The sequence below is a fragment of the Kitasatospora putterlickiae genome (genome assembly GCF_039527695.1).
Taxonomy (GTDB): Bacteria; Actinomycetota; Actinomycetes; order Streptomycetales; family Streptomycetaceae; genus Kitasatospora; species Kitasatospora putterlickiae.
The window spans coordinates 1-12,697 of record NZ_BAAAKJ010000094.1; the positions used below are offsets into that span (position 1 = coordinate 1).

Below are 12,697 nucleotides of genomic sequence, written 5' to 3' on the forward strand. Positions count from 1 at the left end.
CGCCGGACGGCGGGGCGCCGAGCGGCGCGAGGTCGATCTGCACGCCGCAGTCGGCGAGCGCGTCGAGTTCGCGGGCGGTGGTGTCGCCGGCGGTGGCGTGCTCGTCGGTGACGAGGCGGGTGATGGTCTCGGTGGGGACGGTCTGGAACATGGAGTCCGCGCCGAGCTTGGTGTGGTCGGCGAGGATGATCACCTCGGCGGCCGACTGCACCAGGGCCCGGTCCACGCTCGCGGAGAGCATGTTCGTGGTCGACAGACCGCGCTCGGCGGTCAGTCCGCTGCCCGAGACGAAGGCCTTGGTGACCCGCAGCCCGTGCAGGGACTGCTCGGCGCCACTGCCGACCAGGGCGTAGTTGGAGCCGCGCAGGGTGCCGCCGGTCATCACCACCTCCACCCGGTTGGCGTGCGCGAGCGCCTGGGCGACCAACAGCGAGTTGGTCACCACGGTCAGCCCGGGCACCCGCGCGAGACGGCGGGCGAGTTCCTGGGTGGTGGTGCCGGCGCCGACCACCACCGCGTCGCCCTCCTCCACCAGGCCGGCGGCGAGATCGGCGATGGCGCTCTTCTCGGCGGCGGACAGGTGGGTCTTCTGCGGGTAGCCGGGTTCGCGGCTGAAGCCGCCGGGGAGCACCGCGCCGCCGTGCCGGCGGTCGAGGAGCCCTTCTGCCTCCAGGGCCCGTACGTCGCGGCGCACGGTCACTTCGGAGGTCTGGACGACGCGGGCCAACTCCCGGAGCGAGACCGCTCCGTTGGCGCGCACCATTTCGAGGATCAACTGGCGACGTTCTGCTGCAAACACAGAACCGACGGTAACCCGCGTGACCGTCTGCTTTCAGGCGTTTGCTGCTAGTAGCGGGAATTGCTCACGCCGGAGCGGCGCGTGACCGTACAATGCGCGCCGTCGGTGATCCTGGACTGCGCCCGCCGTCCGGGTGACGGCCGGGAGCGCGCGAAGGGCGGCCGCCGAACGGCGACCGCCCCCAACTGAGCGTCCTGGGCTCAGGATTCGCCCTCGGCGCGCTTGCGGATGTGGAGCTGGCGGGCGGCCTCGGCGGTGGAGCCGGAGACCGACGGGTAGACGGTGAAGGCGCTGGCCACCTGTTCGACCGTCAGATTGGCGTCCACCGCGAGCGAGATCGAGTGGATGAGCTCGCTGGCGCGCGGGGCGACCACCACGCCGCCGACCACGATGCCGGTGCCGGGGCGGCAGAACAGCTTCACGAAGCCGTCGCGGATGCCCTGCATCTTGGCCCGCGGGTTGCCGCGCAGCGGGAGCTTGACCTCGACCGCGTCCATCTTGCCGGTCTTCACGTCGGCGGCGGTGTAGCCGACGGTGGCGATCTCGGGGTCGGTGAAGACGTTGGAGGCCACGGTCTTGAGGTTCAGCGGCTGCACCGCGTCGCCGAGCGCGTGGTACATGGCGATCCGGCCCTGCATGGCCGCCACCGAGGCGAGCATGAAGACGCCGGTGCAGTCGCCGGCCGCGTAGACACCGGGGGCGCTGGTGCGCGAGACCCGGTCGACCTGGACCTGACCCCAGTCGTTGAGCTTGACCCCGGCCTCCTCCAGGCCCATGTCGGCGGTGTTCGGGATGGAGCCGACCGCCATCAGACAGTGGGTGCCCTCGATCACCGTGCCGTCGGAGAGGGTGACCTCGACCGCGTCGCCGATCCGCTTCACCGTCTCGGCCCGCGAGCGGCTCATCACGTTCATCCCGCGGCGGCGGAAGACCTCCTCCAGCACCTCGGCGGCGTCCGGGTCCTCGCCCGGCAGCACCCGGTCGCGCGAGGAGACCAGGGTGACCCTGGAGCCCAGCGCCTGGTAGGCGCCGGCGAACTCGGCGCCGGTGACGCCGGAGCCGACCACGATCAGCTCGCGCGGCAGCTCCTCCAGGTCGTAGACCTGGGTCCAGGTGAGGATCCGCTCGCCGTCGGGCTGGGCGTCGGGCAGTTCGCGCGGGTGGGCGCCGGTGGCGATCAGCACGGCGTCGGCGCGCAGCGACTGGACGCTGCCGTCGGGCGCGTCCACCAGCACCTCGCGGGAGCCGTCCGCGGCCTGGCCGCCGGTGCCGAGCCGGCCGCGGCCGCGCAGCACGGTGACGCCGGCGCGGGTCACGGACTGGGTGATGTCGTGGGACTGCGCGATGGCCAGTCGCTTCACACGACGGTTGACCTTGCCGAGGTCGACGCCGACCACGCGGGCCGGGGTGTCGACGTGGGGGGTGTCGTCGGCGACGATGATGCCGAGTTCCTCGTACGAGCTGTCGAAGGTCGTCATCACCTCCGCCGTCGCGATCAGCGTCTTCGACGGCACACAGTCCGTGAGCACCGCCGATCCGCCCAGGCCGTCGCGGTCGACGACGGTCACCTCCGCGCCGAGCTGGGCGGCCACCAACGCCGCCTCGTAGCCGCCGGGTCCGCCACCGATGATCACGATCCGAGTCACGTCAACCATTGTCCCGCACGCCGGGAGCACTGCCACGCCGGGGTCGGGGCTTCTATCGGATCGGCCGGTGAACGTAGGCTTCCCCCCATGCCCCTTTACGCCGCGTATGCCACGAACCTCGATGCCCGGCAGATGACCCGCCGCGCCCCGCACTCGCCGCTGCGCGGCACCGGGTGGCTGTCCGGCTGGCGGCTCACCTTCGGCGGCGAACACCTCGGCTGGGAGGGCTCGCTGGCCACAGTGGTGGAGGACGAGAAGGACCAGGTCTTCGTCTCGCTGTACGACGTGGCGCCGATGGACGAGGAGGGGCTGGACCGCTGGGAGGGCGTCCAGCTCGGCATCTACCGCAAGATCAAGCTGCGGGCGCAGACCCTGGACGGCGACGTGCCGGTCTGGACGTACGTGCTGAACGATTACGAGGGCGGCCTGCCGGCGGCCCGCTACCTGGGTCTGATCGCGGACGCGGCGGAGAGCGCCGGCGCCCCCGACGACTACGTCCTGGACCTGCGCCGCCGCCCCTGCTGAGGTCGGCTACCCCCGGACAGGACCCGTTACGGCGCCTTCGCCTGCTCCGGCTGCGTCCGCATGGTGTACGGCCACCGGTCCGGCTACCCGCCGCTGTCCAAGGACGCGCCCGGCCCCGGCCTGCTCCGCACCGCCAACGGCCCGGCCCGGACGGGGCCGGGCGTGCCGGTGCTGCCGCTGACCACCGCGCCCGTCCCGGACACCACCGTGCGGCCCGCTGCTCCCCGGCGACCTGGTCTTCTTCGAGATCGACGCCCGCACCGGCGCCCGGCTCGACCACACCGGCATCCACCCGGGCCTGGACACCGGCGGCCACCCACGCCACGTCTCCAGCCGCGAGGAGGCGGACGGCCCGGCCTTCGGCGACGAGGGCGGCGCCGCCCGGCTGGACGACAACGGGCTGTGCGCCAAGGGCCTGCGCGGCGCCAGGCGGCTCTGACGGTCCGGCACGCGCGGACCGGTCCGCAGGCCATCCGGGTAACGATCCGGCACGTCGTACCAGGAATTTCTACGCGCGTAGCCGTTTCCCGTCTATTCTCGGACCCGTGAACGCATCTCCTCAGTCGGTCGTCTCCGCCGACCCCTACGCCGCCGCCCAGGCCGCCGCCGAGCGCCTGCGCGAGCTGACCGGTGCCGAGCGCCACGACGTCGCCCTGGTGATGGGCTCCGGCTGGGTGCCGGCCGCCGACGCCCTCGGCGAGACCGTGGCGGAGTTCCCGGTCACCGACCTGCCGGGCTTCCCCGCCCCCGCCGTGGCCGGCCACGCCGGCAAGATCCGCTCGGTGAAGATCGGCGAGAAGCGCGCCCTGATCTTCCTCGGCCGCAACCACTACTACGAGGGCCACGGCGTCGCGACCGTCGTCCACGGCGTGCGCACCGCCGCCGCGGCCGGCTGCGGGATCATCGTGCTGACCAACGGCTGCGGCGGCCTGCGTCCCACCTGGACGCCCGGCCAGCCGGTCCTGATCAGCGACCACATCAACCTGACCGCCGACTCCCCGATCGTCGGCGCGAACTTCGTGGACCTCACCGACCTCTACTCCAAGCGGCTGCGCGAGCTGTGCCGCGAGGTCGACGCGAGCCTGGACGAGGCCGTCTACGTCCAGTTCCGCGGCCCGCACTACGAGACCCCGGCCGAGGTCAACATGGCCCGGGTGATCGGCGGCGAACTGGTCGGCATGTCCACCACCCTGGAGGCCATCGCGGCCCGCGAGGCCGGCGCCGAGGTGCTCGGCATCTCCCTGGTCACCAACCTGGCCGCCGGCATGACCGGCGAGCCGCTCAACCACGCCGAGGTGCTGGAGGCCGGCAAGGCCTCCGCCGAGCGCATGGGCGCGCTGCTGGCGAAGGTCCTGGAGCGGATCTGACGCCGGGGCGGGAGCGGACCGCATGAACGACGGGGCCCCGGGCGGGTGTGATCCGGTGATCACACCCGCCCGCGGGCCCCGTCCGCGCGTGCCGGTCCGACACGCCCCGGCCGGCCGGACGCCGCACCGCGCCGCCACCGCGCCGTACGTTCGTCCCGTCCCGTCCCGTCCCGCCTCGACCCGACCCGACCGGTCCCCGCGACGCCCGTCTCCTCACGCCCGTCTCCCCCGGCCCGTCCCACCGGGCCAGGGCCGGGGCACCCTCCCCGGCCGACCACCGACGCACTTCCCGATGGAGCTGCAGCCATGACGCAGGCAACCACCACCGACCTCCTCGCCCGGGCCCGCACCTGGCTCGCCGAGGACCCGGACCCGCAGACCCGCGAGGAGCTCGCCGCGCTGCTCGCCGCCGCCGAGGCCCCCGAGGCAGACGCCACGGCCAAGCTCGCCTGGGCCGACCTGGCCGACCGCTTCGCCGACCGCCTCCAGTTCGGCACCGCCGGCCTGCGCGGCGAACTCGGCGCGGGACCGATGCGGATGAACCGCGCCGTGGTGATCCGGGCCGCCGCCGGCCTGGTCTCCTACGTCAAGCGGCAGGGCCTCGGCGACCTCGTCGTCATCGGCTACGACGCCCGCCACAAGTCCTACGACTTCGCCCGCGACACCGCCGCCGTGGTGGTCGGCGCCGGCCTGCGCGCCGCGCTCTTCCCGCGCCCGCTGCCCACCCCGGTGCTCGCCTTCGCCGTCCGCCACCTCGGCGCGGCCGCCGGCGTGACCGTCACCGCCAGCCACAACCCGCCGCAGGACAACGGCTACAAGGTCTACCTGGGCGACGGCTCGCAGATCGTGCCGCCGGCCGACGCGGGCATCGCCGCCGAGATCGACGCGATCGGCTCGCTCCACGACGTCCCGCTCGCCGCGAGCGGCTGGGAGACCGTCGACGAGTCGGTGGTCGAGGCCTACCTGGACCGTGCCGCGTCCATCGTCGACCCGCACAGCGCCCGCGACCTCGCCGTCGTCTACACCCCGATGCACGGTGTCGGCCGGGACACCTTCCTGGCCGCCCTGGACCGAGCCGGCTTCCCCGCGCCCACCGTGGTCCCCGAGCAGGCCGAGCCCGACCCGGACTTCCCGACCGTCGCCTTCCCCAACCCGGAGGAGCCGGGGGCGATGGACCTCGCCTTCCGCACCGCCGCCGCGACCGGCCCGGACATCGTCATCGCCAACGACCCGGACGCCGACCGCTGCGCGGTGGCCGTTCCCGCCAACGGCGACGCCGCCGGCGGCGGGCAGGGCGCGGACGGCTGGCGGATGCTGCGCGGCGACGAGGTCGGCGCGCTGCTCGGCGCCGCGCTGGTCGCCAAGAAGGCCGCCGGCACCTTCGCCACCACCATCGTCTCCTCCACCCTGCTCGGCCGGATCGCCGAGGCCGCCGGGCTCGGCTACGCGGAGACCCTCACCGGCTTCAAGTGGATCTCCCGCGCCGAGGGCCTGCGCTACGGCTACGAGGAGGCGCTCGGCTACTGCGTCGACCCGCAGGGCGTGCGCGACAAGGACGGCATCACCGCCGCCCTGCTGGTCGCCGAGCTCGCCGCCACCCTCAAGCGCTCCGGGCGGACCCTGTCCGACCTGCTCGACGACCTGGCGCTGGAGCACGGCCTGCACGCCACCGACCAGCTCTCGGTGCGCGTCGAGGACCTCTCCCTGATCGCCGACGCCATGCGCACCCTGCGCGAGCGGCCGCCCACCACGCTGGCCGGCCTCACCGTGACCCGGGCCGACGACCTCACCGCCGGCTCCGCCGACCTGCCGCCGACCGACGGCCTGCGCTACCACCTGGCCGGCGACGCCGTCCGCTCGGCCCGCATCGTGGTCCGTCCGTCCGGCACCGAGCCCAAGCTCAAGTGCTACCTGGAGGTCGTCCTCCCGGTCGCCTCCGCCGCCGACCTCGCCTCCACCCGCACCCGCGCCGCCGACCTCCTCGCGGCCGTCAAGCGCGACCTGGCCGCGGCCGCCGGCATCACCGCCTGACGGTCCGCGCCCCTCCACGCGTCGAGCGCCTCCCGGCCTGGCCGGGAGGCGCTCGATCCGCCTGCGGAGGATCCCGGCCGCGAGTGGATTCGCCGGTGAAGGGGGACCACACAATGAGCGGAACCCGGCCCGCGGCCCGACGGCCGGCGGGCGTCCTGCTGGTGCTGTGCGCGCTGCTCGCCGCGGTGGCGGTCGGATGGACGGCGGAGCGGGCGGCGCGGACGACCGACCTGCGCGAGACCGACACCGACCGCGCGCAGCGGCCGGCCGGCCTCCACCACCGGCAGCATCCCGGCAAGGGCCGGTACTACGTGCCCGAGGCCGCCGTGCTGGCCGGTCCGCCCGGCGGGCCCCGGGTGGCGTACCTGCACTACCGGCTGGTCGGGGGGGCCGGACAGCAACCTCGACGACTTCGTCCGCGTCTACGACCTGCCGGCGCCCGGTGCTCCGGCGCCGCTGCCGCCGGACCTGGCGGGGGCCCTGCCCGGCGAGGAACCGGCGCGGGGCGCCCTGCTGCCCGAGCCGCCGGGCGGGCCGGATCGGCGGATCTTCGCCCTGGACCTGGACACCGGGTCCCCCGGCGCCGCCGAGGTCTACGTCCGCGCCGCCGGCTGACCCGGAGCACCGCCCCGGTGCTCGCTCAGGCGGCGATGACGGCGATCAGCGCCACCAGGCCGGCCAGCGTCGGGGCGATGATCCACCAGCACCAGCGGACCTCGATCGGGCCGGACGCCTCGGGGCGCGAGGCGTTGCGCTCGGCCATCTGCTGGAGGACGTTCACCACCTGGTCGGACCAGGCCTTGGTGGGGTCCGTCGAGCCCTGCACCCCGGGGCCGGACGGCGCGCCGCCGCCCTGGCCGAAGACCATGCCGAGCCGGGAGGCGTGCTGCGGCCGACCGCCGCGGTCCTGGGCGCGGGCCGCGCGCTTGCGCTGGCGCAGCGACACCGGCACCGCCCACACCTGGTACTTCTTGCCCTCGGCGAGCAGCTCCACCGAGTACCCGGCGCGCAGCGCGTCGACGGCGGCCCAGGGGGCGGTGATGGTGCGCAGCGGATTGCGCACCAGCAGCCGCCGGTCATTGGCCCGGACGGCCGGTCGCAGGGTGTAGGCGATCACGGGGAACGCGAAGACCGGGACGGCGGCCAGCGACACCCACGGCGTCTTGCCAGCGCCGTTCAGCGCCGCGTCCCCGATCAGCCAGGCCGCGACGGCCAGCAACAGCACCCCGGAGATGACGCCGGGAACGGAGCGGTACACGCGGTCGGCGTACACGGGCTCCCCATCGGAGCCGGCCGGGCCCTGGTGGGGCCGGCCGTCGGAATCGGTCATGCCGACGATTCTGCCCCATGCCCCCCGCGATCCACAGAGGTGGCGATCACACCCGCCGGCTCCTGGTCCGCGCCGAGGATCCCGGTCGGGCAACGGGCGCCGCTCCCGTGCCCGTCCGGGCGTCGCGGCTGAGCGGGGTGGCGCCGAGCGGCTCCGCGAGGGCGATGCCCGGAGCGGGCGGTTCCGGCGCGGTCCACCCCTTCGCGGCGACCGGCCGACCCGCCGCAGATCTCGGTCCGGCATCGATGCGTGCCGGGCCTAGCGATTGACTACGCGCGTAGATATGCTGGTGTGGTGACTATGTCCACTCTTGCAGCCAACGCCCCAGGCATCGCGGGTAGCGGTCTTGAGGACGTCGCGGCGTCCGAGGCCTCGCTCCGCCGCTTCCTGCACGGCCTGCCCGGTGTCGACCAGGTCGGCCTGGAGGCGCGTGCCGCCACCCTCGGTACCCGCTCGATCAAGACCACGGCCAAGGCGTACGCCATCGACCTGGCCATCTCGATGATCGACCTGACCACGCTGGAGGGCGCGGACACGGTCGGCAAGGTGCGCGCACTGTGCGCCAAGGGCAGGAACCCCGACCCGACCGACCCGACCACCCCCCGCGTCGCCGCGATCTGTGTCTACCCGGACATGGCCGCCACCGCGAAGGCGGCGCTGCGGGGCACCGACATCCAGGTCGCCTCCGTCGCCACCGCCTTCCCGGCCGGCCGCGCCGCGCTGCCGGTCAAGCTCGCCGACACCGCCGACGCGGTCGCCGCGGGCGCCGACGAGATCGACATGGTCATCGACCGGGGGGCCTTCCTCTCCGGCCGCTACCTCGACGTCTACAACGAGATCGTCGCCGTCAAGGAGGCCTGCCGCCGCGCCGACGGCGGCTACGCCCACCTCAAGGTGATCTTCGAGACCGGCGAGCTGCAGACGTACGACAACGTGCGCCGGGTCTCCTGGCTGGCGATGCTGGCGGGCGCCGACTTCATCAAGACCTCCACCGGCAAGGTCGCCGTCAACGCGACCCCGCCGGTCACCCTGCTGATGCTGGAGGCGGTCCGCGACTTCCGCGCGGCCACCGGCGTCCAGGTCGGCGTGAAGCCCGCCGGCGGGATCCGCACCACCAAGGACGCGATGAAGTACCTGGTGATGGTCAACGAGACCCTCGGCGACGACTGGCTGAGCCCGCACTGGTTCCGCTTCGGCGCCTCCAGCCTGCTCAACGACCTGCTGATGCAGCGCCAGAAGCTGACCACCGGACGGTACTCCGGCCCCGACTACGTGACGGTGGACTGATCACCATGGCCAAGAAGAAGAACACCGAGGAGCCCGTGGCCCAGAAGCCGGCGGGCGGCCTCTTCACGTACGCCCCGGCGCCCGAGTCGCCCGCCGCCGCCGGCGACATCGCCAGCTCCTACGGCCACTTCATCGGCGGCGAGTTCGTCGACTCCTCCGGCAGCGAGGCGCTGAAGACGGTCAACCCGGCCACCGAGCAGGTGCTCGCCGAGTTCGCCCAGGGCACCGGGAAGGACGTCGACCGCGCGGTCGCCGCCGCCCGCGAGGCCTTCGCCGACTGGTCGGCGCTGCCCGGCAGCGAGCGCGCCAAGTACCTGTTCCGGATCGCCCGGATCATCCAGGAGCGCAGCCGCGAGCTGGCGGTGCTGGAGTCGATGGACAACGGCAAGCCGATCCGCGAGACCCGTGACGTGGACCTGCCGCTGGTCGCCGCGCACTTCTTCTACTACGCGGGCTGGGCCGACAAGCTGGACTACGCCGGCTTCGGCCCGAACCCGAGGCCGCTGGGCGTGGCCGCCCAGGTCATCCCGTGGAACTTCCCGCTGCTGATGCTGGCGTGGAAGATCGCCCCGGCGCTGGCCACCGGCAACACGGTCGTGCTGAAGCCGGCCGAGACCACCCCGCTGACCGCGCTGCGCTTCGCCGAGATCTGCCGCCAGGCCGGTCTGCCGAAGGGCGTCGTCAACATCGTCACCGGTGACGGCCGCACCGGCGCCGCGCTCACCGCGCACCCGGACGTCAACAAGGTCGCCTTCACCGGCTCCACCCCGGTCGGCCGGGCGATCGCCAAGCAGGTGGCCGGCACCCGCAAGAAGCTGTCGCTGGAGCTGGGCGGCAAGGCCGCGAACATCGTCTTCGACGACGCGCCGCTCGACCAGGCCGTCGAGGGCATCGTCAACGGCATCTTCTTCAACCAGGGCCACGTCTGCTGCGCGGGTTCGCGCCTGCTGGTCCAGGAGTCCGTCCAGGACGAGCTGCTGGCGGCGCTGAAGCGCCGGATGGGCACTCTGCGGGTCGGCGACCCGCTGGACAAGAACACCGACATCGGCGCGATCAACTCCGCCGAGCAGCTGGCCCGGATCACCGCGCTGACCGAGGCCGGCGAGGCCGAGGGCGCCGAGCGCTGGTCGCCGGCCTGCGAGCTGCCGGGCACCGGCTTCTGGTTCCGGCCGACCCTCTTCACCGGCGTCAGCCAGGCCCACCGGATCGCCCAGGAGGAGATCTTCGGCCCGGTGCTGTCGGTGCTGACCTTCCGCACCCCCGCCGAGGCGGTCGAGAAGGCCAACAACACCCCCTACGGCCTCTCCGCCGGCATCTGGACGGAGAAGGGCTCGCGCATCCTCTGGATGGCCAACCGGCTCAAGGCGGGCGTGGTCTGGGCCAACACCTTCAACAAGTTCGACCCGACCTCGCCGTTCGGCGGCTACAAGGAGTCGGGCTACGGCCGCGAGGGTGGCCGGCACGGTCTGGAGCCCTACCTGAATGTCGAGGCCCGAGATGTCTGATGTCGTGAGCCGTCTTGATGTCCTCAAGACCTACAAGCTGTACGTCGGCGGGAAGTTCCCGCGCTCCGAGAGCGGGCGGGTGTACGAGGTGACGGACGCGAAGGGCGAGTGGCTGGCCAACGCCCCGCTGGGGACCCGCAAGGACGCCCGTGACGCGGTCGTGGCCGCCCGCGCGGCGGTCAAGGGCTGGGCCGGCACCACCGCGTACAACCGCGGCCAGGTGCTGTACCGGGTCGCCGAGATGCTGCAGGGCCGGCGCGCGCAGTTCGCCGCCGAGGTGGCGCTCTCCGAGGGCGTCGGCCCGAAGAAGGCCGCCGCCCTGGTGGACGCGGCGATCGACCGCTGGGTCTGGTACGCGGGCTGGACCGACAAGGTGGCCCAGATCGCGGGCGGCGCCAACCCGGTCGCCGGCCCGTACTTCAACCTCTCCACCCCGGAGCCGACCGGCGTGGTCGGGATCGTCGCCCCGCAGGCCGGTTACGGGCACTCGCTGCTCGGCCTGGTGTCGGTGATCGCCCCGGCGATCGCCACCGGCAACACCGTGGTGGTGGCGGCCGCGGCCGACGCGCCGCTGCCCGCGCTGTCGCTGGGCGAGGTGCTGGCCACCTCGGACGTCCCCGGCGGCGTGGTGAACGTCCTGTCCGGCCGCACCGCCGACATCGCGCCGACCCTGGCCTCGCACCAGGACGTCAACGCCCTGGACCTCACCGGCGCGATCGCCGACGACGGTCCCGGCGCGGCGGGCGCGCTGGAGACGCTTGCCGCGGATACCCTGAAGAGGGTGATCCGCCCGGAGCTGGACCCGTTCGCCCAGGACTGGACCAATGCTCCCGGAACGGACCGGCTACTCTCGTTCCTGGAGACCAAGACGGTCTGGCACCCGATGGGTATCTGACCACCAGGTCCCCGCAGCGGCTACACTCCGTAACCGCGAGTTGGTAGACAACTCCACAGACTGGCCGTCCCCCGTGCCCTCTCCCCCCCAGGGCCCGGACGGTCACAGGACGGACCCGCGCCTCTCCCCCCCTGGCGCGGGTCCGTCGACTTTCGTCGCCCCGCCGCCCGCCTTTCGGCGCTGCCGCCCGCCCCCGGCGCCCGGCCAGACTGGGCCGACACCGCACACCGAGGGGGACTCGTGGGAGAGCTGGCGGGCGAGCTGATGGCACTGTTCGCGGACGGGTTCTGGCGCACCTTCCGGGTGTCCCGCACCCGGCGACGGCTGGCCGCCGGGCGGCCGGTGCGGATCCCCTGCTCGGCGCGCGCCGCCGGGCCGGGCCCGCGGGGCGAGTACGCCGACGGGCGGCTGTGGATCACCCCCGGCGCCCCGTCCGCCGCCTTCACGGCGCGCGGCCGCGCCAGGGTCGAGCTGCCCGCGGGCGGCACCTTCCACGACCCCGAGCCGGACACCTGGCACGACCAGGACTGGGCCGCCACCGCCTACCTGGCACCCGGCGCCGGACACCCCGTGTACCTCCAGGTCGACAGCCGGTACCTGCCGGTGCTGCACGCCGCGTTGGCCGGCCCCGAGGCGCTGACGGACGTGTGATCCGACCGGTTTCGGCAACGGGCCCGGATGCGTCAGACTGGTGTCCCGTGAGTGACTCCCCGCTGAACCCTGTGCCGATAGCCCGTGCCCGGGTGGTCCTGCTCTCCGGACCCTCCGGATCGGGGAAGTCCTCGCTGGCCGAGCGCAGCGGCCTGCCGGTGCTCCAGCTCGACGACTTCTACAAGGACGGCGACGACCCGAGCCTGCCGCGACTGCCCGACGGCGCGGTGGACTGGGACTCCCCGCTGTCCTGGCACCGCGAGCAGGCCGTCGCGGCCATCCGCGACCTGTGCGCCACCGGCCGGGCCGAGGTGCCGGTGTACTCGATCCCGGACAACGGCCGGGTCTCCACCCGGGTGCTGGAACTCGCCGGGGCCGGCGCGTTCGTCGCCGAGGGCATCTTCGCCGCCGAGATCACCGCCGACTGCGCGGCCGGGGACCTGCTCGGCGACGCCCTGTGCCTGCGCAACGGCGCGCTGACCACCGCCTGGTGGCGGCTGCGCCGGGACGTCCGCGAGGGCCGCAAGTCGCTGCCGGTGCTGCTGCGGCGCGGCTGGCGGCTGATGCGGGCCGAACGCGGCATCGTCGGGCGGCAGGTCGCGCTGGGCGCGCACCCGTGCTCCGGGCCGGAGGCCGGGCGGCGGATCCGCGCGGCGGCCGC

The 12,697-nt window shown here is 73.8% G+C and carries 11 protein-coding genes; 8 read left to right on the forward strand and 3 right to left on the reverse strand.

Features of this window, described 5'->3' with window-relative positions:
• Together ABD308_RS10070 and ABD308_RS10075 are read right to left on the reverse strand one after the other, a co-directional pair.
• Window positions 1–763: DeoR/GlpR family DNA-binding transcription regulator (locus tag ABD308_RS10070; RefSeq protein WP_486327014.1), on the reverse strand; the 763-nt coding region annotated here is incomplete at its 3' end.
• 236 nt (window positions 764–999) lie between these two features.
• The gene (locus ABD308_RS10075) at window positions 1,000–2,454 is read right to left on the reverse strand and encodes an NAD(P)H-quinone dehydrogenase (RefSeq protein WP_344331089.1); all 1,455 of its coding nucleotides are present in this window, start codon (window positions 2,452–2,454) and stop codon (window positions 1,000–1,002) included.
• A 78-nt stretch (window positions 2,455–2,532) separates the two neighbouring features.
• Between ABD308_RS10075 and ABD308_RS10080 the strand changes: the two genes are divergently transcribed.
• From ABD308_RS10080 to ABD308_RS10090, 3 genes are all read left to right on the forward strand, one after another.
• Window positions 2,533–2,970: a gamma-glutamylcyclotransferase family protein gene (locus tag ABD308_RS10080; RefSeq protein WP_344331090.1), complete on the forward strand. Its 438-nt coding sequence runs from the start codon at window positions 2,533–2,535 to the stop codon at window positions 2,968–2,970.
• 545 nt (window positions 2,971–3,515) lie between these two features.
• Window positions 3,516–4,337 carry a purine-nucleoside phosphorylase gene (locus ABD308_RS10085; RefSeq protein ID WP_344331092.1) on the forward strand — a complete coding sequence of 274 codons (822 nt, stop codon included), beginning with the start codon at window positions 3,516–3,518 and terminating at the stop codon, window positions 4,335–4,337.
• Between the two features lie 306 nt (window positions 4,338–4,643).
• A complete protein-coding gene (locus ABD308_RS10090; protein WP_344331093.1) occupies window positions 4,644–6,368 on the forward strand; it encodes a phospho-sugar mutase in 1,725 nt (574 codons plus the stop codon).
• A gap of 640 nt (window positions 6,369–7,008) precedes the next feature.
• On the opposite strand, the gene ABD308_RS10095 is transcribed toward ABD308_RS10090, so the two are convergent.
• Entirely contained in the window at window positions 7,009–7,698 is a 690-nt protein-coding gene (locus ABD308_RS10095; protein ID WP_344331096.1) for a PH domain-containing protein, read from the reverse strand.
• A gap of 300 nt (window positions 7,699–7,998) precedes the next feature.
• Here ABD308_RS10095 and deoC point away from each other — a divergent pair, with 300 nt between their 5' ends.
• From deoC to ABD308_RS10120, 5 genes are all read left to right on the forward strand, one after another.
• A complete protein-coding gene (gene deoC / locus ABD308_RS10100) occupies window positions 7,999–8,985 on the forward strand; it encodes a deoxyribose-phosphate aldolase (protein WP_344331100.1) in 987 nt (328 codons plus the stop codon).
• Window positions 8,986–8,990: 5 nt separating this feature from the next.
• Entirely contained in the window at window positions 8,991–10,490 is a 1,500-nt protein-coding gene (locus tag ABD308_RS10105) for an aldehyde dehydrogenase family protein (RefSeq protein WP_344331105.1), read from the forward strand.
• A complete protein-coding gene (locus ABD308_RS10110; protein ID WP_344331110.1) occupies window positions 10,483–11,385 on the forward strand; it encodes an aldehyde dehydrogenase family protein in 903 nt (300 codons plus the stop codon). The genes ABD308_RS10105 and ABD308_RS10110 overlap by 8 nt, the downstream gene beginning before the upstream one ends.
• Before the next feature lie 240 nt (window positions 11,386–11,625).
• The gene (locus ABD308_RS10115) at window positions 11,626–12,036 is read left to right on the forward strand and encodes a hypothetical protein (protein WP_344331116.1); all 411 of its coding nucleotides are present in this window, start codon (window positions 11,626–11,628) and stop codon (window positions 12,034–12,036) included.
• A gap of 47 nt (window positions 12,037–12,083) precedes the next feature.
• Window positions 12,084–12,697, forward strand: a 614-nt coding sequence (locus tag ABD308_RS10120) for an ATP-binding protein (RefSeq protein WP_344331121.1), incomplete at its 3' end; no start/stop codon positions are given.

What these genes read in the sequence shown, in the direction of transcription:
- ABD308_RS10095 (WP_344331096.1), bottom strand. Translation starts at nt 7,698, where the DNA reads ATGACCGATTCCGACGGCCGGCCCCACCAGGGCCCGGCCGGCTCCGAT.
- ABD308_RS10110 (WP_344331110.1), top strand. Translation starts at nt 10,483, where the DNA reads ATGTCTGATGTCGTGAGCCGTCTTGATGTCCTCAAGACCTACAAGCTG.
- ABD308_RS10090 (WP_344331093.1), top strand. Translation starts at nt 4,644, where the DNA reads ATGACGCAGGCAACCACCACCGACCTCCTCGCCCGGGCCCGCACCTGG.
- ABD308_RS10075 (WP_344331089.1), bottom strand. Translation starts at nt 2,454, where the DNA reads ATGGTTGACGTGACTCGGATCGTGATCATCGGTGGCGGACCCGGCGGC.
- ABD308_RS10105 (WP_344331105.1), top strand. Translation starts at nt 8,991, where the DNA reads ATGGCCAAGAAGAAGAACACCGAGGAGCCCGTGGCCCAGAAGCCGGCG.
- ABD308_RS10080 (WP_344331090.1), top strand. Translation starts at nt 2,533, where the DNA reads ATGCCCCTTTACGCCGCGTATGCCACGAACCTCGATGCCCGGCAGATG.
- deoC (WP_344331100.1), top strand. Translation starts at nt 7,999, where the DNA reads ATGTCCACTCTTGCAGCCAACGCCCCAGGCATCGCGGGTAGCGGTCTT.